Origin of the sequence: Rhodococcus sp. MALMAid1271 (assembly GCF_049195265.1) — a bacterium.
In the GTDB taxonomy this organism is placed as follows: domain Bacteria; phylum Actinomycetota; class Actinomycetes; order Mycobacteriales; family Mycobacteriaceae; genus Rhodococcoides.
On record NZ_JBMIRQ010000049.1, the window covers coordinates 41,943 to 65,868 of the forward strand.

The 23,926-nt window shown below is 65.0% G+C and carries 20 protein-coding genes; 8 read left to right on the forward strand and 12 right to left on the reverse strand.

Translation table 11 applies throughout. The features are described from left to right. Window positions 1–80 precede the first annotated feature (80 nt). Complete coding sequence (locus tag ACOQFP_RS04330) at window positions 81–6,110, forward strand: helicase-related protein (RefSeq protein WP_421583636.1); 6,030 nt, start codon at window positions 81–83, stop codon at window positions 6,108–6,110. 99 nt (window positions 6,111–6,209) lie between these two features. Here ACOQFP_RS04330 and ACOQFP_RS04335 read toward each other — a convergent pair whose 3' ends face one another. Then, the gene (locus ACOQFP_RS04335; protein WP_421583576.1) at window positions 6,210–6,977 is read right to left on the reverse strand and encodes a hypothetical protein; all 768 of its coding nucleotides are present in this window, start codon (window positions 6,975–6,977) and stop codon (window positions 6,210–6,212) included. A gap of 563 nt (window positions 6,978–7,540) precedes the next feature. Between ACOQFP_RS04335 and ACOQFP_RS04340 the strand changes: the two genes are divergently transcribed. Both ACOQFP_RS04340 and ACOQFP_RS04345 read left to right on the forward strand, forming a co-directional pair. Next, window positions 7,541–8,143, forward strand: coding sequence for a hypothetical protein (locus ACOQFP_RS04340; protein ID WP_421583577.1), 603 nt, complete (start codon window positions 7,541–7,543; stop codon window positions 8,141–8,143). Window positions 8,144–8,245: 102 nt separating this feature from the next. Further along, complete coding sequence (locus ACOQFP_RS04345; RefSeq protein ID WP_421583578.1) at window positions 8,246–9,148, forward strand: hypothetical protein; 903 nt, start codon at window positions 8,246–8,248, stop codon at window positions 9,146–9,148. A 28-nt stretch (window positions 9,149–9,176) separates the two neighbouring features. Here ACOQFP_RS04345 and mobF read toward each other — a convergent pair whose 3' ends face one another. After that, window positions 9,177–15,341: a MobF family relaxase gene (gene mobF / locus ACOQFP_RS04350; protein WP_421583579.1), complete on the reverse strand. Its 6,165-nt coding sequence runs from the start codon at window positions 15,339–15,341 to the stop codon at window positions 9,177–9,179. 175 nt (window positions 15,342–15,516) lie between these two features. Between mobF and ACOQFP_RS04355 the strand changes: the two genes are divergently transcribed. The 3 genes from ACOQFP_RS04355 to ACOQFP_RS04365 all read left to right on the forward strand — a co-directional run bounded on the left by ACOQFP_RS04355 (window position 15,517) and on the right by ACOQFP_RS04365 (window position 16,990). Beyond that, complete coding sequence (locus ACOQFP_RS04355; RefSeq protein ID WP_421583580.1) at window positions 15,517–15,981, forward strand: hypothetical protein; 465 nt, start codon at window positions 15,517–15,519, stop codon at window positions 15,979–15,981. Window positions 15,982–15,984: 3 nt separating this feature from the next. Next, window positions 15,985–16,542, forward strand: a complete 558-nt coding sequence (locus tag ACOQFP_RS04360) for a hypothetical protein (RefSeq protein ID WP_421583582.1) — start codon at window positions 15,985–15,987, stop codon at window positions 16,540–16,542. 112 nt (window positions 16,543–16,654) lie between these two features. Then, complete coding sequence (locus ACOQFP_RS04365) at window positions 16,655–16,990, forward strand: hypothetical protein (RefSeq protein WP_421583583.1); 336 nt, start codon at window positions 16,655–16,657, stop codon at window positions 16,988–16,990. Window positions 16,991–17,196: 206 nt separating this feature from the next. On the opposite strand, the gene ACOQFP_RS04370 is transcribed toward ACOQFP_RS04365, so the two are convergent. After that, window positions 17,197–17,823, reverse strand: a complete 627-nt coding sequence (locus ACOQFP_RS04370) for a DUF6308 family protein (protein ID WP_421583584.1) — start codon at window positions 17,821–17,823, stop codon at window positions 17,197–17,199. Window positions 17,824–17,837: 14 nt separating this feature from the next. Next, window positions 17,838–18,200: a hypothetical protein gene (locus ACOQFP_RS04375; protein ID WP_421583586.1), complete on the reverse strand. Its 363-nt coding sequence runs from the start codon at window positions 18,198–18,200 to the stop codon at window positions 17,838–17,840. A 276-nt stretch (window positions 18,201–18,476) separates the two neighbouring features. On the opposite strand from ACOQFP_RS04375, the gene ACOQFP_RS04380 reads away from it, so the two are divergent. Together ACOQFP_RS04380 and ACOQFP_RS04385 are read left to right on the forward strand one after the other, a co-directional pair. Then, entirely contained in the window at window positions 18,477–18,908 is a 432-nt protein-coding gene (locus ACOQFP_RS04380; RefSeq protein WP_421583587.1) for a hypothetical protein, read from the forward strand. Window positions 18,909–19,029: 121 nt separating this feature from the next. After that, on the forward strand, window positions 19,030–19,968 hold the full coding sequence (locus tag ACOQFP_RS04385; protein ID WP_421583589.1) for a methyltransferase: 939 nt from the start codon (window positions 19,030–19,032) through the stop codon (window positions 19,966–19,968). A gap of 138 nt (window positions 19,969–20,106) precedes the next feature. On the opposite strand, the gene ACOQFP_RS04390 is transcribed toward ACOQFP_RS04385, so the two are convergent. The 8 genes from ACOQFP_RS04390 to ACOQFP_RS04425 form a co-directional block, all read right to left on the reverse strand. Next, entirely contained in the window at window positions 20,107–20,334 is a 228-nt protein-coding gene (locus ACOQFP_RS04390; RefSeq protein ID WP_421583590.1) for a hypothetical protein, read from the reverse strand. Continuing rightward, window positions 20,331–20,666 (reverse strand): CopG family ribbon-helix-helix protein, encoded by a 336-nt coding sequence (locus ACOQFP_RS04395; protein WP_421583591.1) that lies wholly within the window; start codon window positions 20,664–20,666, stop codon window positions 20,331–20,333. The genes ACOQFP_RS04390 and ACOQFP_RS04395 overlap by 4 nt, the downstream gene beginning before the upstream one ends. 75 nt (window positions 20,667–20,741) lie before the next feature. Further along, the gene (locus ACOQFP_RS04400) at window positions 20,742–21,011 is read right to left on the reverse strand and encodes a hypothetical protein (protein ID WP_421583593.1); all 270 of its coding nucleotides are present in this window, start codon (window positions 21,009–21,011) and stop codon (window positions 20,742–20,744) included. A gap of 169 nt (window positions 21,012–21,180) precedes the next feature. Then, window positions 21,181–21,780 (reverse strand): DnaB-like helicase N-terminal domain-containing protein, encoded by a 600-nt coding sequence (locus tag ACOQFP_RS04405; protein WP_421583595.1) that lies wholly within the window; start codon window positions 21,778–21,780, stop codon window positions 21,181–21,183. 50 nt (window positions 21,781–21,830) lie between these two features. Next, the gene (locus ACOQFP_RS04410) at window positions 21,831–22,067 is read right to left on the reverse strand and encodes a glutaredoxin family protein (RefSeq protein WP_421583597.1); all 237 of its coding nucleotides are present in this window, start codon (window positions 22,065–22,067) and stop codon (window positions 21,831–21,833) included. Between the two features lie 402 nt (window positions 22,068–22,469). Then, the gene (locus ACOQFP_RS04415; protein WP_421583599.1) at window positions 22,470–22,826 is read right to left on the reverse strand and encodes a hypothetical protein; all 357 of its coding nucleotides are present in this window, start codon (window positions 22,824–22,826) and stop codon (window positions 22,470–22,472) included. Between the two features lie 372 nt (window positions 22,827–23,198). Continuing rightward, window positions 23,199–23,579: a hypothetical protein gene (locus ACOQFP_RS04420; protein ID WP_421583601.1), complete on the reverse strand. Its 381-nt coding sequence runs from the start codon at window positions 23,577–23,579 to the stop codon at window positions 23,199–23,201. Beyond that, window positions 23,576–23,908 (reverse strand): hypothetical protein, encoded by a 333-nt coding sequence (locus ACOQFP_RS04425; protein WP_421583602.1) that lies wholly within the window; start codon window positions 23,906–23,908, stop codon window positions 23,576–23,578. Before ACOQFP_RS04425 ends, ACOQFP_RS04420 begins: the two co-directional genes overlap by 4 nt. Window positions 23,909–23,926 lie beyond the last annotated feature (18 nt).

Consider the following 23,926-nt stretch of genomic DNA (forward strand, 5'->3'; position numbering starts at 1 on the left):
CCGTCGATGTCGGCGGCACACCGCTGCCCACACCAGTCGATCCCGACGTTCTGATCGCCGAGGCCGACGCTTCCCCACCGGTGCCGCAATTGCAGCGCGCACCAGAGGTCGTCGCGGACACCGCCGTCGACGCCGCGGTGCTACCGCCGTCCCCGGTCGAGCTGGTGCGCGACGCCTACGGTCGGCTGGCGCGCGAGGACGAAGCCTATGTGCGGCTGGCGCGGATCCGCGCCGACCTCGACGGGACACTGACCGCCGAGCAGGTCACCGACACACTGATGGAGCTGCGCCGCGCAGGCGATGTGTCGTTGATTCCCGAAGAGAACCAGAAAACTCTCGGGCCCGACGATCACGCCGCCGCGATCAGCTACGGCAACCAGAGTCGGCACCTGATCGCCGTCGACGGTCGCCGCGTCGACCAACTCCTGGCCGCGCAAGGCACTCCCCCGCCCAGCGTCGAAACCGCCTCCCCCACAGTCGAACCGAACCCCTACTCCACGGCGACTACCGCGGTCCCTGACACCACCGAAGGGATGGTGGCTGACACTCAGACAGTCGCCGAGCGATTGTGGAATGTCGAGCCCGTCGACTTCCGGCCCGGCACCGAGATTCTGGTGCCGTCCGGAGCGAAAGCCCGTGTATCAGCGAACATCGACGCCCTGCGCACCCTCGCCGTCGTCACCGCGCAGGATCGCTACGCCACCGCCGACGAGCAAGCGGTCCTGGCTCGCTGGTCGAGCTGGGGCGCGACCCCGCAGGTCTTCGACCCGCGACGCGACGATTGGACCGCCGAACGCGAGCAACTACGCACGCTGCTCGACGACACCGGCTGGGCTCAGGCACAGCGCACCATCCTCAACGCCCACTACACCGACCCCGCTATTGCCGCCGCGATGTGGAAGGCGACGATCCGGGCCGGGTTCACCGGCGGCCGTGTCCTCGAACCGGGTTGCGGGTCAGGCACATTCATCGCCCACGCCCCGGGGTCGGCGCAGATGGTCGGGGTGGAGCTCGATGCCACCACTGCCGCGATCGCCGCGGCGCTGAATCCGTCGGCGCAGATCCGCGGCGAAGGATTCGAGAAGACCACCGCGCCGGCGTCCTCGTTCACCGCGGCGATCGGCAACGTCCCGTTCGGGGACTATCGGCTCTACGACCCGGTTCACAACCAAGCCAAGCACTCGATCCACAACCATTTCATCGTCAAATCGTTGGCGATGACTGCACCCGGCGGATACGTCACCGTCCTGACCTCCCGCTACACCCTCGACGCTCAGAACCAGCGAGCCCGCCGCGACATCGCCGCCCTCGGCGACCTCGTCGGCGCAGTGAGGTTGCCGTCCAACGCGTTCCGACGTGTCGCCGGGACGGAGGTCGTCACCGACATTCTCGTGTTGCGTCGCCGCGCAGACGGGGCGAAGCCCGCACCGTTGACCGAGCGGTTCCTGCAGCTCGAGAACGCGACCGCGCTCGACGATGCCGGCGAGGACAAGGGCGTACCGATCAACGCCGTCTACACCGATCACCCGGAATGGGTGCTCGGTGAGCTGCGGGTCGGGCACGGCATGTACGGCAACGAGACTCTGTCCGTCGCCGCGACCGACAGCGACGTCGACCTCGCTTCCCTGGTCGAGGATCGGCTCACCGCGATCGTCGATGTCGCGAAGACCGACGGGCTCGGGCTCACCGCGTCCTGGCGCGACACCCTCGGGCCGACTCGGGAAGACTTCGAGCGCGGGCTCCTCGCGATCGGGAACGGCCCGGCCCAGGACGAGCTCGCGGTGGGAACGCTGCGGCACGACGCGCAGATGGAGACCATCGAACGCTGGAACTCGCGGGATTGGGAGCCGGTGAACACTCGTGGAGCCAAACAGGTCGCCGAATGGGGCGAGCTGCTTGCGCTGCGCGACACCACCCACGCCTTGATCGACGCGCAACGAGGCCCCACCGACCCCAGTCAACGGCAAGCGCTGCGGGAGATCCTGGGTGAGCAGTACGACGCCTACGTTGCCCGCTACGGCCCGATCAACCGGTTCAAGATGTCAATACCCAAGGACCTCACCGAATCGCAGCACGATGCCGCTCTCGCGAAACTGATCGAGACGTGGCGTAAGGACGAAGGGGTTGCCGGCGACCCCTTTGCCGGAGAGGTTCCCGAAGACGTCTACGCCCGGCTGTCCGACGATGCCTGGATCAACCCACGACAGCCCACCAAGCTGCAGAGCCACCTCGGCCGAGCTATCCGCACCGACCCGACGTTCGCCGCAGTGCTCTCCCTCGAGCATTTCGACGAGGAGACCATGACCGCCCGCAAGGCGGCGATCTTCCACACCGACGTCCTGCACTCGCGTGAGCTGCGCAACCACGCCGATACCGTCGACGAGGCAATGGCCATCAGCCTCGACGAGCACGCGCGTCTGGACGTCGGGCGTATCGCCGAGCTGCTCGGGACCACGGTCGAGCAGGCCGAAAGTCAGATGGAGGGACGCGCCTTCCGTACGTTGACCGATCCGACCCGCTGGGTATCGGCCTCGAACTATTTGTCGGGCAATGTCCGCACCAAGCTCGCCGACGCCGAAGAGATCGCCGCGCTCGATCCCCGCTACCAAGCCAACGTCGACGCCCTGACCGCCGTCATTCCTCCGCGTAAGACCGACCCCGACGTCGCCCTCGGTGCTACGTGGGTGCCGACCCCGACCTACGTCCAGTTCGTGCGCGAGACCTTCGAGGTACCGGCAGATGTTCCGGTGACCATCGAGCGGGCATCGGGACGATGGTCGGTCACGGTCGGGCACTACGCGGACTCGGGCGCGCAGAATCTCAAGTGGGGTCTGGTGCCCAAACGGGGTGCGTGGTCGACGAAGTACAACTTCGAGCACCGCCCGGCCGAAGACCGCGGTATCGGCAACGCCGGTATGCGCGCCGGGGACTACGAATGGCCCGCGATGCTCACCGATCTGCTCAACAGCGACCCGATCGAGATCACCAGCTCGAAAGAGTTCCGCGACAGCGCGGGCGCACCGGCGGTACACGATGCTGCGACCCGCGCCGCTCAGTCCAAGGCGCGACGACTGGCGCAGGAGTTCGGGCAGTGGGCATTGCACGCCGACGAGGTGCGCTGTGAACAGCTCCTCGACATCTACAACGACAAGTTCAACTCCCTTGTCGCACCCGTGCATTCGGGAGCGCACATGTCTTTTCCCGGTCTCGGGGAGAAGTACTCGCCGTACCCGTACCAACGCGACGCCGCCGCCCGGATCGTCTCTGAGCCGACGGTGCTGCTCGATCACGTCGTCGGGGCCGGCAAGACCGGCACCATCTTGATGGGCGCGATGGAGCTCAAGCGCCTCGGGTTGGCGAACAAGCCGTGGGTGGTGGTGCCCAACCACATCATCGACCAGGTCGTCCGCGAAGCGGGCCAGTGGTATCCCGGCGCACGGATCCTGTCCGGATCGGCGGCCACCGACGCCGAAGGGCGCCGATTGCTCGTCGCACAGTCGGCCTCACAGGACTGGGACATGGTCATCGTGCCGCGATCGGCGTTCTCCTCGATCGGCGTCGATCCCGGCACGAAAGCCGAATACATCCGTACCCAGGTTGAGACCATCGCCGCCGAGCTCGACAACGTCGAGAGCATCCAGACCGGCAAACGTCTCGAGGCGATGAAAGCCAAGCTCGAGGAGAAGCTCGAAACCGCGCTGGAACAGGCTGGGAAGGATCTCGGGCTCACGTTCGAAGCATCGGGCTGCGACTACCTCTTCATCGACGAAGCCCACGAATTCAAGAACCTCGCCCGCGCCTCCGGGGTCACCGAACTCGCCAACGAAGGCTCGCACCGCGCCACCGACCTCGATCTGAAACTGAACTATCTGCGGTCGATGCGCCGCGAGGAAGCGATCACCAAAGGCATCCCGCCGGAGGAGTACGTCGAACGCGTGGCCACGTTCGCCACCGGCACCCCCGTCGCGAACTCCCTCGCCGAGCTGTGGGTGATGCAGCACTACCTACGACCCGATCTCCTCGAGGACGCCGGGGTCGCCCAGATCAACGACTGGGGAGCAACATTCACCGACACCGTCGAGCGGGTCGAGCTGAACTCGTCCGGCTCGAGACTGCGGGCAGTGACCCGGGTCGGTGAGTTCACCAACGTCGGCGATCTGATCGGCATGACCAGCGTCTACACCGACGCCGTCACCCGCGATCAGGTGCCGGCGAACCTGCCGGTCAAGGACGGTGGCCGCAACACCGACGTCACGTTCACCCCGGCGCTGGAAGTGCAGGACTTCATCGCCGACCTGGGCTTTCGCGCCGACCATGCCGACGCCAAACGGCCGGATATCGACAACGCGCTCAAGGTCGCCAACGACGGTCGCAACGCCACCCTCGACCCCAGGGTCGCGCACCTCGATCCGGCACCACCGGAGCATTCACGTGCGCACATCGTCGCGCAGCGAATCCTGGACGTGCACAACGACTCCAGCGAGAACACCTACCTCGATGCCTCCGGTGCACCCCACCCGAGCCCGGGTGCGTTGCAGATCGTGTTCTGCGACCGCTCCACCCCGAAAGCCGACGGGTCGTGGTCGATCTACGACGGGATCCGCGAAGAGTTGCTCGCCGGCGGAATGGAGCCCGCACAGATCGCCTACGTCCACGACTACCCGAAGCCGTCGGAGAAGGCCCGCCTGTTCGAGATGTGCCGCACCGGAAAGGTATCGGTGGTGTTCGGGTCCACCGAAAAGATGGGCACGGGCACCAACATCCAGGACCGGGCGATCGCACTGCATCACGTCGACGTGCCGTGGCGACCGGCCGACCTCGAACAGCGTGAGGGCCGAATCATCCGGCAGGGCAACCAGAACGCGCATGTGAAGGTGTTCAACTACGTCGCCGAGAAGACCTTCGACACCGTGATGTGGCAGACCGTGCACCGCAAGGCGCATTTCATCGAGCAGCTCAAGAAAGCGGACCGCTCCATGCGGCGCGTGGTCGACCTCGACAGCGACTCGCTCGCCGAGAACTCGGCCATGACCAAAGCCCTCGCCACCGGCGACGATCGGTACATTCAGCAGATCGAACTCGACTCCCAGCTCCAGGAGCTCCAGTCCGAAGCAGATTCGCATTTCGCCGAGCAACGTTCGATCGAGCGTGACCGCGACCGGCTGCGCCGCGAAGTACCCCGCGCGCGTCAGCGGGTTGCCCAATTGACCGAGGCAGCACCGATCCTCAAAGGCAGGCGCGAGGTCGACCAGTGGCCCGGCATGACCATCCGCGGGGTGTTCTACGACAACCGCAGCGATGCCGCGAATGCGATGGCCATAGCGTTGCAGGGAACTTATCACTCGCTCAAAGGCGAAGGATTGACCAAGACGGTGATGATCGCGGAGATGAGCGGATTCCCGATCGAGGCGTCGCGTCCTGCCCAAGACAGTGCGCTGTATCTGTCGTTCTCCGGACTCGGGTCGTCGACGAAAGTGATCGAAGCCCGCGACCTGCACCCGAAGATCGGGGACAGTGACCGCAGCCAGCACGCCTTTGGGCTGCTCACGCGCGTGGAGAACATGGCGTACACCGTCGACACCGACCTGGCCAAGGCCGAACGCTCCCTCGATCGAGACGAGCAACGCCTCGACGACCTCGACCTGATCGAGCTCTCGGACTTCCCGAAAGCAGTGCAGCTCAAAGACCTCTCGAACGAAGTCGCTCGTCTGCGACGCGAGATCAAGGAGGCCGAGACCAGCCCCGAAGCCCTCGCCCGAGATGCTGCACGGGCCGAACGCGCCGCAGCGAAAGGCCGCGAGCCGAAGTGGTCGCTCATGCTCAACCCCACCCCCGCACTCGTCGAAGACCTCGGAATGGGTAGCGCCGACGATGTACGAGCGATGATGCACGACAAGGCTATTGCTGCTCAGCTTGCCGCCGCGCAGAGTGCGGTCGCGGACGGACAGCTGGGATCGGGCGATTCATCGACCCGCCCCGGAAACTTCCTTCGAGCTGTGGACGACAACCCCGGAACTGCTAAGCGATGGAAGGGGGCCGACAACGAAACTCCTGAAGCAGGGCCCGAACGCGGACCCGACACGGGCCACGATATCGGCCCTGATCACTGAACTAGTCGACGAATCCTGCTACGCGCCGACCTACAAGCCGTCAACATATCTTGACGGTTTCTAGGTCTTTTCTATCCGACATGGTGCAGCCAAGTGCTTTCACATCGGGCGTCGGCGCGACACCTCCGGGATACGGCTGATTCCACTGAACCATTGACCGAGCGAGGGATCCATTGCCCGCAACAGCCGCACGATTGTGCGGTGGTAACTCATCACGTCTGCCTCACACAGCGGCTCGGCGTGTGCGACGCGGTTCCGTAGGGAATGCAGCCGGTCGACCCAGTAGTAGATGACCGCCGGCGATTGATGGTGAGGGAACGCACCCACGATTGCTTCATTCCACAGGCGTCGCTGACCGGACGGCCCGATACCCGAGGGCGCTTTGTAGTCCCTCTTCGCCAGGAGCTTCTTCCACGTGCCGAAGGTCATGTGCGCCACGAGGTCGTCATGATCGACGGGGTGTCCGTACCTCCGGTGCCCGAGAGGCCGTTCCGTGAGGTCCTTCTGTGCTCGTTTGCGCGCATCCTCGTAGGTAGAGAATCGATTTGAACTCGCACTCCGCGTCGGTGGGTTGAGAAGTGCCCACAGGGGTCCGGCCGGGTTCTTCACCCACTCGGCGTTGTACGCCGGGGAGCCGCGCCGAGGAGGCTGCGCAGCGTTCCACACTCTCAGCTCGCGGTCGATCGCGTTCCGAAGAAACACTTCAGCGAGCCCTAGTGCCTCATGGAGAGCGCCGCTCATCTCCAGATTCCAGCGATAGAGTCGCACTGCATCGAAATTGTGGTTGAGGGCGAGCTCTCGGTACGTCTCGAACCGCGGTTCGCCTATGTGATGCGCGAGAACTGCCAACGACACGGGCTGGACCACGGGATCTCCCTTTGCTATGTTCGCTTCAGAGGCGAGGGCTTGATACCTTGCGAAAACAATGAAGGTAACCCCCGGGAGCTAATGCTCTCGGGGGTCCTTTGCGTTTCGGGGTCGTTACCTCACGCTCAAGAACCTTCAACAGTGACTCTGCCTGGGCAAATACGCACGGTCAAGTATGCCAGATACACGTTGCGGCGACCTCTACTTAACGTTTCTGGCGAAGCTACATGGTATTATCACAGGGGATGCATTACGCTTGCGCAGGAGTTACGTCGCGCTCTTATAGGTGTGGTATTAAACGAAGCACTAGGACCTCTTACCGAGCACCGGGGAGCACCGTATGGCTGGTTGCTCCTGCACAAACGTGTAGCACTTCATTGACTTCTTCCTGGAGGTATCTGTTGGTCGCACAGTCGGCTCCGACTGCCGAGGCTCGAACCGCGATGACGTTTCTGGTGGAGACGTCACGGCGTTCCAAAGGGTTGCAGTTGCCGCACGCGTTTCTTCGACAAGGATCTCCGCCCCCTCTTGCCCGCCTCATCAGAGGCGGGCGTGGAGGAGAGGTGCGGCTCAAGCTGTATCTGACCGCGTGCCTCATCGCCGCGGCCCCACCCTTCGAGTACAGCCGCCCCAGCCCGGCAGCACGGTGGGCGGAGGCGTTGAGCCTGCCCGCACCGAGCAAGTCCGGAGCGCGTCGGATTTCCGACGCATTTACCTGGCTCGACACGCACAAATATCTGGACGTCGATCGAGCACGAGGACGCCCCCCCGGGTTCACGTTGCTCAGTCAAAGCTTGGACGGAAAGGAATACGTGAAACCCGCCAGTGGCTACGTCACGGTTCCACTGGATCTATGGACGAGTCACTGGATTGCAGCCCTCACCGGGGTAGAGCTGGCGATATACCTCGCGATTCTGGACGGCCAGGGCAAAGACGACGTCGGGACAGCAAAACCGAGGTTCTTCACCGGTGATCAACGAGACGAATACTGCTTCGCTGCTGATACGTGGACGCGAGGCACTCAGCAGCTGGTCGACCACGGCCTGATCACCGCCGAAAGCCGTGTTGAGGGTGGAACGATGCAGTTCAGAAGAAACAGAAAGATCTATCGGGTGCTCGACAGCGCTCTACTTACCGAGCCCAAGTGGCCGACCAAAGGCCCATAAGGAGGGTCGGACCAGCCGGCTGCGGCCCACACTCGCGAAACGGAGCCCGATGCACAGTTGCCATGCGCGGTGCACCGTATCCACTGGAACAGGGGTCCATCCATGACATCGTTCGAGTTCTTGGGCCAACAACTGCAAGTGATCGCCAGCGCCTTCCGCGACGATGAGTACGGAATGGATAGCAGTCCGCCATTCCGGCCCAGAAGCCGTGCCTGGACCGAACATCAAGCCGAACGACGATTCACCGGTGTCTGGTCTCGCCAGCCGCTCATCAACGCCTATCACGAAGCGGTTGGGTACTTCTTCCGAGCCGAGGATCATCTTCGTGGCGCTGGGATACTTGTCGGCGGCGACAACTCCGTCATCTACAGCCCAGTCTCACTCGGACGCACGGTTTTGAGCGCGTGCGGAATGGCGTACTGGCTGATGGATCCAGACATCGACGTGGGCGAGAGAATTCGCCGCCGTCTCGCCGTCGAATTGGACACTCTGGACCAAAGGGCTGAGCTTGCCGACTCCAACAGTGTGTACACCGAGAATCTGAGCAAGCAGATCTCGAATATTGGAGAAGCGGCTGAGGTACTGGGTGTGGACTTTCGTATCGACAAGCTGCGCTGGGGCGGTGTTAGACACCGCCTGGGGCTTAGGGTGCCCAGCGAAACGGCTATCGCTCAAGCAATTGTCGACGATCCTGAAGACGAACAGACCTTCGGGCGTTTCGCCTACAAGTGGTATTCGGCTGTGGTACACGCAAATCCAAACTCGGCAGCTCTGACGAACATGACCCAAACCGGTCCGAGCATCGAGGGAGTGCAAACTGTATCGGCCAGCATCTCTCTGCCCAAGATGGCACAGAATATGCTCACAGCGGGCCTTGTCTACTACAAGGCTGGCGTGCGTCTTCACGATCACTTCGGCCTCCGAACACAGGATTCCGACGTGGTTGCACTCAACGCACTATCGAAGATCTCGGCGATAGCACAGAGCACGAGCACCCCACTGTGATCCGAACATTGCACCCCTGTTGATGGGGCTACAGCCCGTGATCGTGGTCGATCCGGCGCTGCTCCGTCGCGGGATCGGTCTGGACGGACGGATTCCGAGCCTCCTGAGCGCCGTGGGTCCGTCCAGGTCCTGGCGCATCTGCCAGCAGGCGTGCAATGTTCTGCTGCGTCTTGGAATCAGTGGACTCGACAGCGGGCGCGTGTATGTCGGTGAGCCCGTCGATCGGCAGCGTCTCGACCGCTCCAGCGTTCCCGGAAGACTCGCGGATGCGTTGTTCGGCGGCGTGCCGGTCGCTGGCCATCGTCACTGCACGGAGGCGTCGACCTCGTTCGGCGATGGCAGTGTCGAAGACAGCGGCGGCGGCGAGGTCGGCGGTGCGGCGGTCCGGGTCGGCGGCGCGCTCAACTATCGCGGGCCATTGACTGGCCTCAGCCTGGACACGTCCGGCGGCGTCGCGCGCGGCGCGTTGAGTATCGCGGAGCTGACGTTCAAGGCGTTCTTGACGTAGGCGTGCGTCGTCGACGGCGGGTTCGAGGGTCTTGCGCTCGCGCCGCTTCGCGGTCGACAGTTGCTCGGTGAGTGAGGCGCGTTCAGCGCGTGCAGTCTCGTGTTGCGCGGTGATCCGGCGTAGTTCGCTAGCGAGTTCACGGGCCGCGGCGATCGCTGCAGTTTGCTCGTCGAGTCGGGCGTACAGCTTTTCGGTGTCGGCCACCACGGTCGGTTCGGTACGTCCGCGTCCGGCGCGGTCGATGAACGCTGTCAGTTCCGCGTCCGGGACGAGCCGGATCGGGTCCTGCTCCATCTTCGCCAGCAGAGCGGCGTCGGCCGGCGAGAGCACCGGCTGCGGATCGGGCACTGGCTGGACGGTTCGCTCGCCTTCGACAGGTATCTCCGGCTGAGTCTGCGTCGATTCGAGCTGCTCGACGGCGGTGTCGGCTTCGAGTGCGTCGATGGCCTCGCCCACGGCCTGTATCTGTGCCGGGCTGCTGGTCATCGCGGCACGCTTCGCTGCCTGTTCGGCCCGCCACAGCATCGCTTCGGTGCGGTCGACGTCGGCCTTGAGGTCGGCGAGGGTTGCAAGGTCGACGCTCTCGGCTGCCAGGCGTGCGGTGGTGACGTCGACGGCGGTGACTTCTCCTCCGTCGGCGTCGGTGACGCGCTCGTATTCGGCGGCGGCGTCGTGTGCGCGGGCGCGGGCGGCGGTCGCGGTGTCGTCGACGAATCGGGCGCGCCAGATCTCCCAGTCGAGACCGCGCTGAGCGAGGGCGCGGGCATCGTCGTCGTCCCCGGCGGCCGCGACGTCGGCGGCGACTGCGGGCCGGATGACGGTGTCGATGTGATGCCAGAGCGCTTCGGCCTCGAACTCGCGATCGGTCCACTCCTGGCGGGTATCGAGCATCGCGATGCGGGCGGGGCGTTGCCGGTCGGCTCGCTTCTGCAGCTCGGCGAGCATCGTGCGGGCATGGAACTGTGCGGGGCTGCTTCCGTCGGAAATCTGACCCCGTAGCTCCCGATACTTGGTCGTCGCCTCGTCGAGATCTGCGGTGAGCAGTCGGACTCGTTCGTCGGTGGTGACCGTCGGGTACGGCAGCTCGATCGTCTCGATCTGCGAGCGCAGCACATCCCACACGTCGGCTTCAGCATCATCTGCACCGGACTCGACGACGTCGGCACCGGTGTACTCGTCGTACCCGCTGTCGTACTCCGGTGGTGGCGCTTGGTCGTAGTCGACGGGGGCGTCGAGGGAGGCGAGGGAGGCGAGGGAGGCGAGGTAGTCGGCGTCATTGCCCAGCGGGATTGTCGGCGCGGCTGCGTCGACTGCTGCTGTGGGTGCGTTGACCGGTGTCGGGAGGTTGTCCGGATCGGCGAACTCGGGCGGCAGCACGTCGGCGGTGGTATCGCCGATCGTCTCGTCGAGTGGGGCGAGGGCTTCTTCGTCCTCGACTGACAGTGGTTCGACGGTGGGTGGTGTGTAGGTGCGGGCGAGGTGGTTCTCGCGGACCAGCATCTCGGCTCGCCATGTCAGGGCGGTGGCGAGTTCGTGGGCGGGCAGGGTGACACCGTGATCGACCGGGTCGATTCCTCCGTGCAGGAACTCGTACGCGGTTCCGAGCAACTGTCCCGGTGTCCACAGGCTCGGGTCGGCGGCGTCGACGGTCGCGACGAGCGAGGGCCATGCCGGATCCGACATGACGCGGACGGCGGCGGTGTAGCCGAGCAGTTCGGTCAGCGCCGGTGCCCAGGACGGTTCGAGGACCGCGCCGTCGCCGTCGGCGTCGAGGGCGGCGACGGACAGTTCACCGGACAGTCGCCACCACAGTGCCGCAGCGGGCAGCTCGTCGGGCAGCGGTGAGGAAGCGAGGGAGTCACGGACGAGGGTGTGGACGTCGATTCCGGCGCGGGCGGCAGCGGAGAGTCGGTCGGCGAGGATCGGGAAGTACGGGTCGCGGGCGATGTGGGTGTCGAGTTCGTCGACGAACGGACGCCACCGGGCGACGGCATCGTTTCCGGTCTCGATCATTTCGGCGGCGCGGCGGTCGAGGCTGCGTTGCGCTTTCACCGATGCGGCGGCGAGCTGCTCGGGTCCGGTCGGACGCCGATCGGCCGGGTCGACGTCGTGTGCGGCGCGGAACACCGCGAGATCGGTGAGCAGTTCGAGGTCGGGTTCGTCGGTGAGCAGCGGGCGCGCCCACACCGGTGCAGTCGTCGGTGTCCACGTGGCGACGTCGGCGGCGATGCGTGCGCAGTGCGCCGTCACCAGTTCCTCGCGGGCGTCGAGGTAAGCACCCCACTCGGGCAGATCGTGTACCGCTGTCGGGATGGTAGGTAGCCACGGCAGCGGCCCGGAGGCGGAGGAATGCTTGCCGCTCGGGTCCAGACGCCAGTCGAGAACCGCGGCCCGGTCGAGGGCGGTATCGAGCTCGCGCGAACGGACAGCACTGCGCAGGGCCTCGACGGGATCGCGTCCGTGTGCACCGAGGATCGCCAAGTGTCCGCGCAGGGTCGGCCACGCGGGCTCGTCGGTCAGACCCGGCGCCTCTTCTTCGGCGGCAACGTCGATCGCGGCCATCACCTCCGGCCCGAGGTGCACTTCGGAGCCGGTGGCCACCGAGTAGTCGTAGGCCCGCGCAGCCGGCGAGAGATTGAGGTGCGGATCGTCGGCTTCGGCGAGAGTGGAGTGCGCCGAGACCTGTGCGCCGTCGCGCCGCAGAATCTCGCGGAGGTCGTCGACCGCGGTCGGGGGAAGCATTCCGCGTTCGGTCATCGCGGTGTGCAGGTCGCCGTCCGACGCGGTCGCCAAGTACAGGTGGTTGGCTTGCTTGCCGCGGGTGAGTCCGACGTAGGCGAGCTGGCGGGTTTCGTCGCCGGTGGCCACGACGTGGCAGGTGTCGGCGGTCGAGCCCTGCGCGGAGTGCACGGTTCCGGCATAGCCGAGTTCGGTGGCGGACTGGACGTAGTCGGCGTCGAGGGTGACGGTGCGTCCGAGTTCGATATGCCGGACCTGGAGCGAGCCGTCCCGTCCGACCTTCTCGACGATCCAGCGGTCACCGTTGCGGACCCAGTCAGTCTTGGACAAGGTGTTATAGCGGTCGTTCGAGCGGGTGCGGACGGTGTCCCCGGCGCTGGCCATGAGCCCGTCGGCGAGGACGGCTTCGCGGCCGACACGCTTGCCGGTGGCGGCGAGGCGGTCGGTGCGGGCGCGGGTGTTGAGTTCGGCGACGAGCTCGCGGGTCGGGGCGAGCATGAGCGCGTCCATGCCGGCCGCATGATCGGCCGCCCACGCGGTGTAGGCGTCGTCGGTGACCGTCGCAATCGACCCGACGTGGACTCGTCCGTGGTCGATGTAGAACCCGATCGCGGCCTCGTCGCCGTCACGCAACGCCAGCGACGCGGCACCTTCGGCCGGGTCGCGGAACCGGACGACCTGCGAGAGAGACAACGCACCGATGCGGTCGTGGATATCGCGGAGCACGCCACCGGAGGCGACGGAGGCGAGCTGTTGATCGTCACCGATCAACCGCACCGTTGCACCGCGCTCGACGAGTGCAGTGATTGCTTCGTCGAGATCGAGGGTGCCGGTCATGCCCGCTTCGTCGACGATGACGAGAGTGTCCTCGCCGATGTCGGTGTACCACTGCGGAACTTTCACCGACCGGCCCTCGCGCAAGCGTTGGGTGATGTCGACGAACTTCGCCAACGTGTCGGTAGTCGTCAAGATATCTTGACGCAGGACTGCGGCGGCGGCAGCGGTCGGCGCGAACCCGACCACGCGGCCGGCGGCGTTCTGCCACGCGGTCGTCAGTGCTTTCATCGACGCGGTCTTGCCGGTACCTGCGGGGGCGAGTGCGAGCTGCACTTTCGCTCCCGAGGTCGCCATCGCGCGCACCAGCGACCGCTGCCCGGCGTTGAGGTCGAGACCGTTCGCTGCGGATTCGAGCAACGCAATCTCGACATGCTTGTCGTCGATCGCAATACCGTCGGTGCGTCCGGCGAGGGCGACGATGCGCGCTTCGGCATCGAGTACTGCTGCGGTGGTGAGCAACTGCGATTCGTGGCGGGTGTGCACATCGGCACCGTCGCGTCGGCGCATCACATCCGGGGCGATATCGGCAGCGGGGTCGGTGTCGGCGGCACCGGAGAGGTCGATCGACAACTCCTCCCCACACGCGAGGTCGGTGACCGCCTCGACAAGTGCGTCGATGCGCTCGGCCGGCGGGTCGAAAGTGCGTACTTGCCGCACGACCTCGGCGCGAATGTTGTGCCGCAGGAACCGAGATCGCTTCCGCGAGACGATGTCGAGTGAGCGTTCTGCGGTCTCGCGCACCCAGGCCTGATCGAAGTCCGTCGCCGCTTCGGCGGCGGTGTGCGCGGTGATCGAGGAGACCAGTTTCGACAACGCCTTCTGTGAGCCGAGGATCTCGATCGCTTCGGCTCGCCAGCCGCTGCGTTGGTCGGCGTGCGAGACCGGTTCGTGTTTGGCGGCGCGGGTTTCCAACGTCGCTTGCTGGGCGAGAGAGATCGCTTCGATGGCGGTCGGTTCGCGCCCGTGGTCGGCCTGGAAGGTGCGCGCGAGTTCGGCGGTGCGGAGCTTGATCGCGGCGCTGCGCGAGGACCACCGCTCGGCGAGACGAGTGTCCATACCGTCGATCTCGCGGACCGGACGCTTGCTCCGATCGGCCGACGCTCGCTCGGTGAACCGAACGCCGATGCGTTCACGCAACTGCGCTTCGAGAACGGTGTTGTACACCTCGGAGGCGGGAACGTTGTTGCGGTACAACGCGGCCCCGTCGAGTGCGAGCCACTTGATCGTGCCGTCGGGCATCGTGGCGGCGACCTTGTTGCTGATCGCGACGTGGGTGTGCAGGTTCGGATCCCCGGCGCGTGAATCGCGGTGGGTGAACTGTGCGGCGATCAAACCGTTGCCGTCGACCTGCGCCACTCCCCCGGTCCCGACGCGGGTGAAGCACGCGTGCTTCTCCAGGTACGTCACCGCGGCGGCGATCGCGGACTCGTGTGCAGCTTCGATCTGTAACGAGACCTCGCGCGGTGCGACCGCCCACAATGCCGACACCGACTTCACCGGTGTGAACGTCAAGTCGAAACCAGCTACAGCGGTGGTCTTCTGCCGGCCGACCTTCGCCACCCACCCCGACAGTTCCCGCTCGTCCGCCGGCGCGCGGCCGTACTCCTTCGCGAACATCTTCGATCCGACATCGGTGCGGATCCGCGCGCGGTCGGCGTCGTCGATCGAGGCGTTCCACTTCTGCCAGCGTGCGAGATTGTGCACAACGAATGCCTCCGCGCACGCCACCCGATACGCGGTCGCTCCCGAATTGATCTTGAACGCCCGACCCAATTTCGCCGACCGGGCAGCGTCCGCCTGAGACGCGCCTTGCGCGAGCGCCAACTCGAATATCAAGTCCGCGTTCGGGTGCAGACCTTCACCGAACAAGGCCTTCATCTGCGCCTCGGACACCTGCTGGCCGGCCGTGACCGACCCCAGACCAGCGAGGCCCGCCCCAGCCCAACGGCCCGGTGACTCCCCTTTTTCGGAGTAGTAATCGGCCAACGAAGAGGCCCCACGCTCGGTGGAATCGGCAACCGCAACCTGCCGGGTCAGGTACTCGTACCCGTCCCCAGCGGTCAGCTTGTGCAGACCCATCACAAACGCGGACTGTACCAGCGAAAACACGCGTAGCTCCATAGTGCATGAGGTGTGTGGGTCGATGTTGGCTTCCGAGAGGTAAATGGTGACGGGTGGGATCGGGTCGGTGAACTGGGGTTTCGGTGGTGGTGGATCGGTGATGTGGGGGGAGGTTGTGTCAGGATCTGTGAATTCGAGGGTGTTCGGGGTTAGGGTGTGCGGCATGGCGTCGACTCAGGCCCGGATGACTGCGCGTGCTCGGGCGCGTGCGGCGCAGCAAAAAGTCGTCGCCGACCGCAAGGCGCGCGACGAGAAGAACATGGGCTCGTTGACGGACTACTTCGCGGCCGCTGAGCAGATCGACGCGGCCCGGCTGGCGATGGCCCGCGCGCTCGACGACATCAGGGGCCGGGAAGGAACACTCAGCGCCGCTGCGACACTCGCGGGGATTACGACCGGCGAAGCTCGCAAACTTCTGGCACTGCTCGCCGACACCGCAGCGCCGTCGGCGAGCGCGGACACCGGCGACGACACCTCGGACTCCGACTCGGATGCAAACGCAGAATCGCGTGATGGATCGGCCTTGAACGAGCCGGGTGACTCGACGTCGACAGGCGATGCAACGACGAGCAAACCCGCGACCGGCGACAACATCCCGGACGCCGATCCCGCGACGAGTCAGGGGTAGCCGATGACCGCCGCGGTGATGCAACTGGCGTTGTTCGGCGACGACACCGACGCTGCAACACCGCAGCCGGTTCGCCGGGTGTGGCGACCGTTGCAGCAGCCGTTGACCGGGAAGACCGTGGCGAGGTTCTGGGCGAAGGTGGTCAAAACTCCGAGCTGCCATTTTTTCAGGGGGTCGGTGAGTTTTCCGGACGGCTACGGCAGATTTACCTTCACCGACGGCGACGCACCACGCACGTTGTCTGCGCACCGATTCGCTCTTCTGCTCGAATACGGCGACCTCGGTGACGGGATCGTCGGTGAGCACGACTGTGACGAGACATTGTGCGTGCGGGTTGCCGACGGTCACCTCAAGCGCGGCACCCAGTCGGCGAACCTCGCGCACGCTGTTGCCGTCGGCCGGCACATCGGACCGACACCGGCAGGCGGGGATCCACGCGGACGGTACGGGCGCGCCGTTGCGATCCGCGACGCACTCAAGGACGGCTACGACGAACCGAGACTGCGGGCCGCGTTCGCGGGCCACAGCTTCGACGCCCAAGCACCACCGACGCTGTTCTGAAACGAACGCCACCGACACATGTCGGTGGCGACCGGTAGAGATAGCTCCATCAAGGCTTCGGGCCGCTGCACCGCACCGGTGAGAGCAGTCCTCAACGAAAAGGACTTACGAGATGACGCTCTCTTCTCTCTTCACCGAAGACGTCGGACCGCTCCCCCTCCTCGCTGTCGCCGGTGCCGGCTTCCTGATCTGGTACGTGCGGTACCTCGGTGAGAACGACCCCGGATGGAAGGGTTTCGTGGCGAACATTCTCACCGTCGTCGGTGTGGGCGCGTACCTCATCGTTCTCGCTGTCGTGTTCGGCGCGTTCATCGCGGTAATCGGCGCGTTCATCGCGGTGATGCTGTTCATGGTTCCCATGTTCGCGCTCGGCGGTGCCAGCGGAGTCGATGACCGCAGGGCCCGTCGCGGGTACTACCGCAACCAGTACGACAACGACTACCACTGACCGATATCGCCCATCTGCACACGATGTCGCAGTCACCTTGCCGGGGCGATGTGCGATCGCTGCAACGGCGGCGGTGCGGGCCGTGTGCAACGCGTCGCGGGCCGACTGCGCAGGGGGGAAACGCATCCCACCGACACGACGTCGCCGTGCACGCGTGCACAGCATCGAGTTGACGTCTCCGTGGCGAATTTCCGTCCCCTACTGATCTAGTTCGATTTGCCGTGCATCCAACTGATGACGTCGAGGACGCGGAGCGCACTGATGTCGTCGGGCAACGCTGCGGCCGCTCTGATTCTCAGCAGTCGACTGTGCAGCGCACCTCCGTCCGCGCGCAGCGCTTCCCGGATGGGATCACGGTGCACCATCACCGTATTCAGCACGCGCCCGACGACCACGTCGTAGATCGGCACCAGGCGGGGGCGTTTGCGGGCCATCAACTTCGTTGCGATGGTGCGGCCGACATCGGTCACGCCTCGCAGTTCGTCCTCCAGCAGCAGGATCGGCGCGTCGGGTGTGAGCCCGTCCGCTTCGTCGGCGAGGTCGCGATCCGGACCGATAGCGTCGAGCAACTCGGCGAACCGTGCGGCGCGGGTGACGAGCAGTTCACGTGCCGCGCTCGGCTTGACGTTGACTGACAGGAAGGTGATGGCGACGAGATCGTCGGCAGTGAACCGGTTGCTGTCGGCGGCGCGGTTCTGCGGTGCCCAACTGTCGAAGTACGCGCCGGTGTAGCACCCGGTATCGAGGTAGGTGCCGCCGTAGTACTGCCGCAGCAGATCGACTGCGTTGTCGTCGTTGTCGACGATCAGGGGCGATGGAAGAGTGACGCTCATAGCGGTCGATCGTGTCAGACAGCAGTGGTGTCGATGTCGGGTTCCGGGTGGGGTTCGACGCGCTCCATGCTGTTGATGATCAGGGCGGTGCGCTTCGGCGGGCCAGACACGCATGCGGTCGCAGCGATCGGGCCGACCGAATCGACGCTCGATCGGCCGGTGCGGGCGAACGCGCGCGGGAACATCCAGAAGTCGATCGAGTCGTTTCCGTCGACGAGACGCCCCATCGCCCACTGACCTGTCTGCTGATTCGTCTTCACCGTGACTTCCTCGAGGATGCCGTGCACGACGACGTGCGTCCCATTGGGGACATCGCCGTCAAGCACCTCCCGCACTCGCACGAGAGGCTGCGGTGTGGCGGCGTCGTCGTCGGTCATGGTCGGCACAGTGCCATCGAGCACCGACACGAACACCTCGCCCGCCGTGAACCGAGATCGACCGCCGGGGTGAGGATCCTGGCGGGGCGTACCGATCTGCATTAGGCTCTGCATCAAGTTCGAGCGTCGATGAGGGTCACGTTCGAGCGCGCCCCACCCGTACCGATTCACGACGCACTGCGTTCTCCGCACTGTGCGCCTGTACAGCTCTGTGAGCGATCGGTGCCTGTCCGGTGGGGATATCCGCGCACCGAAACTGGAAGGCCCTCACTTCTGATGTCCATCTCACCCACGGTCGACAAAGACACCGTCATCGCCCGCGCACGCGCCGCGATCGAGAACCGCACCAAATACATCGAGTCACTCTTCGACGCCGCCCAGGCATCCGCCGCCGCACGCGAGAAAGTCGCCGAGGCATCTCGCGCGGCCGATCGCGCCGCCACCGAACACGCCGCTGCCTACAAGGACGCCATCGACGCGGGCTGGACAGCAGCCGAACTCACCGAGAGTGGACTGACTGCACCGACACCGGTCGGCAAGAAGGCATCCAAGGGATCGGCGAAGCGCACCACAGGCCGCGCTACGCCGCGCCGCCGAGTCGGTGCCGAGAACACTGCCGGCCCCGACCGACAACCCGACGACGTCGCCACCTCGTCGGCACCCGACGCCTCGACCGAACCGCAGTCCTCGACTGCCCCCGCGTCCTGACACCACTGCCCTGCGCACTGCCCGCGCACCGGCACCGGTCGCGGATCTCCGTGTCCCTCGCACGCTCGACACATCGTCTCGCGTAGGGGCGCACACCCACACCCTCGAAGGACCACTTGCCATGAGCCAGCCCGAATTCAACGTCGAAGTAGCCTCCCTCGATCAGCACGGCGACCCCGGCTTCGTGCATTTCCGCGGCGCGTTCTACACCTCTCGTTCCGCTGCACAGTTCGCACTCACCCAAGCCTCAGCACTCTCGGACACCCGCGAGGTCGACATCGTCTCCGTGGTTATCGACGCAGTCGGCGAGGGAACCTCTCGCCGCGATGTCGAGTTCATCGGCACTCCCGGCGAACTCGCCGCCGAGCTGACCGCGCTCCCGGACTACAAGAACGGTGTGCTGCGCACCGTCATCCCGGCACCGAGGGATGTCACCGCAGCCGTCGCCGCTGTTGTCGACGCCTCGCCGCCGTTGCCCGACTCTGCTGTCGACGGTCCCGACGCTGTCGCGGTTCTGGACGTGGAGGTGTATTCCACCCGTCCGGGCCCGATCCCGAACTCGCGCACCGAGGTCGGCGCGTACATCCCCGAGAACGCGCACCGCATCGCCGAGCAGCTCGCGGCCGAACTCAGCGGCACCGTCGAACCGATGCGCAACGACACCGTGCTGCGCGTGACCCACGAAGCCGATGTCTCGGACACCGACCGCGTCGCCGTCGACCGGTTCTCCGAGGTCCAACGGATGCGGGCGAACCTGTCCGTCCTCGATCCGGTGGCCGACGCGGAATACATCACCGCCCTCGCAGCCGACCTCGAGGAACTCCAAGCGCGGTCGACGCCGGCCGCGCGCGCCGACAACACGGCGGCTGTGTCCGTGCCGGTATCGGTGTCGAACGCGGTCGATGTCGAGCGTGCGTCGACGCGTCCGCGCGGGTTGGTCACTCCCCCGCCCACACGCGCACCCAGCGCTGCGCGGGCTGCATCGCCGACGCTGTACACCGCACCGGCCCCGACACACACTGCGGCGATATCGCGGTCGGCCGATCACGGTCTCGGATGACCGCCGAGCAGCACATCGCACCGGCCCCGGCACCGGGGAGCGAACGCCACTGACACCGCTCGCACTGGACGAGAAAGGCACCCACACAATCGAAGTGTGGGTGCCTTTCTTTCTGTTCGGGCCAGGGTTTTCGCGCGGTCAGTGCTGCGGGTGCGGCGCGGTGTCGGGTGCACCGAAGATCCCTGCCGAGCGTGCCCATGCGGTCAGGGTGCGTCGTTCGGTGTCGGTCATCTCGTCGGCGTGGAGGTAGTCCCATTCCTGCAGCGCATCGAGATCGAGCGTGTCGGCACCGACGTGTCCGCACCACCACAAGTACGCCCCGATCGGAGAGGGCACTTCGGCGGTGACGACACCGGGAGTGGTCATGCGTTCGTACTGTGCGCGTCGGCGTACTCGGCGACTGCATCTCGCAGTACCGCTGATCGGCTGCGCCCTTGCTGCTCGGCGATCGCGTCGATCCGTGCATCGAGCGGCTTGGGTAGCCGGACCTGGCGTACCGGTGATTCACTGCCGGGTTCGGCGTCGGGGTCCAGTGACGGGCGTCCACCGACACGGTCGAGCAGCGCCCGGCCCGCAGCGGCGGCGTCGCGGCCCCGTTTCGCTGTGGCCGACTTCGTGGGCAGGGTCATCTCGTTCTCGGCCCAGTCGGACAGGGCCTCGTAGTCGGTGCCCGCGTCGGGCTTGTCGGAGTTGCTCATCATGTTCACCTCTGGTCGGGGTAGCGGTCGTGCGGTAGAGCTGGTCGTGTCGAACGGGGGATGGGGGCGGGTCGTTCAGTCGTCCATCCGGTCGAGATGCTTTCGCCGTGCTTCCATGACGTGGAAGACGACCATGTCGCGCGGCGGGACCATCTCCACCATCACCTCCAGCAGCGGACCTCCGAGTGCTCGCGGTGGGCCGATGAACAACGTCGGTTTGGCGTGCCCGGGGACTCTCGGTTCGTCGAATTCCTCCTCGACGTAGTAGGCGTTTCCTACTGCGTGCAGGGCGTCGTCGTGGTCGATTCCGTGCTTGTCCGCGCTGCTCGCCCACCTGATCCCCATACAGGTAGTGTACTACAAAACGTCCGGTTGTGTAATACATAACCCTGCGTCGCCAGAGCATCACCCAGCAGGGCGTCAAGATATATTGACGCTACCGGGTCGTCAAGATATCTTGACGTTTGGGCGGGCTACGGGTGATCCGCCGCGTCCGTGTCGGTGGTCGTGGTTGTCACTGCTGTCCACGAAAGGCGTTGAGCCGCTTCCACAGTGCGCGTTGAGCGCGCCCGTACTCGACGAGATGGTCGAACAGGTATTCCTCCGGCAGCTCTTCTGCGGCCTGGACGATGGCCGCTGCCACGGTCCGGTAACTGCGCCGGTAGGACTGGGAGAGCACGATATCGGCGTAGTGGGTGGCGGTGAAGCCGTCCGCTCCTGCGGTGATGACCTCGTTCAGGCGGCGGAGCAGGGGCGCGTCCTTAGCTCCGCCTGATCCGGATCGCATGAAGGCTGCGGTGACGCTCGCCGGGTCGTAGGGTTCGCCGGCCGCGACGAGAGCTGCGATTACGACGAACAGTCGCCGGTAGGCGACGGTATCGAAGTCGTCGCCGGTCACGATCGCGGTGATGCGCTGGTCCTCGGTGGACACTCCCCCGGTGTGGGCGCTCCACATCAGAGCACACAGCAGCAGTGCCTCAGGGTCGGTGGCGGGTAGGTGAGCTGCGCTCCAATCATCGACGGCAGCGACATCGTCGTCCACGGACACCAGGCCCCGCACAGGGATACGAGCGGGTTCGTCGGCGGGTGAGGGAACTGCACTCAGAGGCGTCATCGAAATAGGCTCGTTTCGCGGGCAGGTTCGAGCAGGGCAGAGGCGATCGGTCAGACGGCGGCGGCGAGCTTGTCGAGTGCGTCGATACGGAAGCCGCTCCAGTGGGTGTTCTCGTCGACGAACACGACGGGCATCTGCCGGTAGCCGAGTCGATCGGTGACGAAGTCGCGGGCCGCATCGTCCTCGGTGACGTCCACGGTCTCGTATTCGATGCCGCGCTTGTCCAGCCGCCGCTTCGTTTGATCACAGCTGTTGCATTCCGGCTTCGTGTACACGGTGATCGACATGAATAGCTCCTGAGGAATTGTTTCGGTAGCCTCAATTCTATATCAATGCACTCGAATTTTCCATATATTATGGTGGTTCTAATTTGTCTAATTCGTTGCAGTGCAGACGTTTACATAGGATTTTGACCCTGGCGTCACGTAGTGCCGAATGTCGAATTGCCAATGTCGGCAAAAGGAAGCTACGCGTGATCAATTCCGTTTGCATTTGGGACATACGACCGATTCCGGAGATGACTCCGACAAAGCAAATGTGACGGGTAAGCAGAACGCCGCCGGAGCTGGTGCTCTACGGCGGCGTTGTGGGATACGGCTGGCGGGGGCCTGCGTGGAAGTGATGGAGGGTGACGAGGCTCGTCAGTGGTCGAGTTCGTCGCGTCGGTTGCGCGACGTTCGTGTTCGCGGTCAGTCTTCGTTCCGAAGAGACCTGGCCGTGTCCACGAAGACGTGAGCCGAGACAACGAGCTTGCGGACCATGAGCAGCCAGCGCATATTCCAAGCGATCGGCACCATGATCCCGAGCACCCACACGAATACCACCATGATGCCCGGGAATTGCGGGACGTCGAAAAGGAAGTACAACGCTACGAGAACGACGAACCCCGCAATGCCGACCCGCAGATAGGTGTCGATCCGTCGGCCGAGGAAACCCGTGTAGATGCTCGCTGCGGCGTCGTACTGCCTGAGATGGTCGAATGTGGGTTCTTCCGTCACCAGATCGAGGGCCTTCTGGTTGTCGGCTGCAGCAGTGGCGATGTCCATGGTGTCCCTGTTCGTTGTGTCGCGGTCGGTCAGTGGTCGAGTTCGTAGCGTCGGTTGCGGTGCGGGATCGGGGACCAACGGATGCCCAGTGGGCCTCTTACGACTATCTGCTGCCGCAAGTGCACCCAACGGCGTAGGAGCTCTGGTGTGGACTCCCGTAGCGCCCTGAGAGAGAGGTCGTACAGTGCATCCCTCCATTCCCGGACGCGTTTGTTTCTCGTACCTGTGGGCTCCAGTTCACGACGAGAGATAGGCAAGATCGAGTGGGTGCCCCGGAGCAGGTAGTTGTCGAGCAGGCGGCGGTCTCTGTCGATCAGGTCGGCCAGTTGGATCGGGCTGACTACCTTCGGCTTCTGTTCTGGGCTGGTCATGTCAACGGTCGGACGCGCTCGCTCGGCGTTGATCGCCGATGAACTTGGCCCTGTTCGCGGTCGCGACAATCTCTTTCGTGCCTTTCGAGCCCAGTTCGTTGCCGATACGGACAAGAGCGAACACCAATGCCACTGCAAGAGCGGGAAATAAGAGTTCGATGATGCTGACGCCAGATCCGTCGAAGCCCATCTTGACGTTGTACGCGGCTGCGGCGATCCCGAGGATGCCCACCACAACAGCGGCGAATCTGTTGAGCCCGATCCGAAGCCCGTCCATTGCGTCCGCTGACTCGAAGTAACGTGCCGCATTCTCTTCGCTGTCGTCGAACAGGAATTCCTGGCGGATCCGGGCGTGGTCACGGAAGGTGGTGAACGGGTTCATCGGTTGGTCCTGTCTTCTTCGACGGTGGCTCGGACGAAGCTGCGTTTCTGGTCGGCTTCGTATTCGGCGCGGGTGCTGTTGAACTGCCGTGCGCTCAGGTAGCCGAACAGGATGGATCCTGCGATGAGAGCGGCTTTCCATCCCCAGGCGAGGTCTGGATAGGTGAGGGCGAAGACGCTAGCGGCGACTACGGCGAGGCCGATGAGGGCAAGTGCGTTGCTGTGCAGTGCGGATCGGGACGGTCTGCGTATGTAGACGGTGCCGAGGGCGTAGGCCCCGGTGACGAGTACAACGAACACAATGAAGGCTGTGGTGTTGACGAGGTTCATAGGTGATTGTCCGTTCTG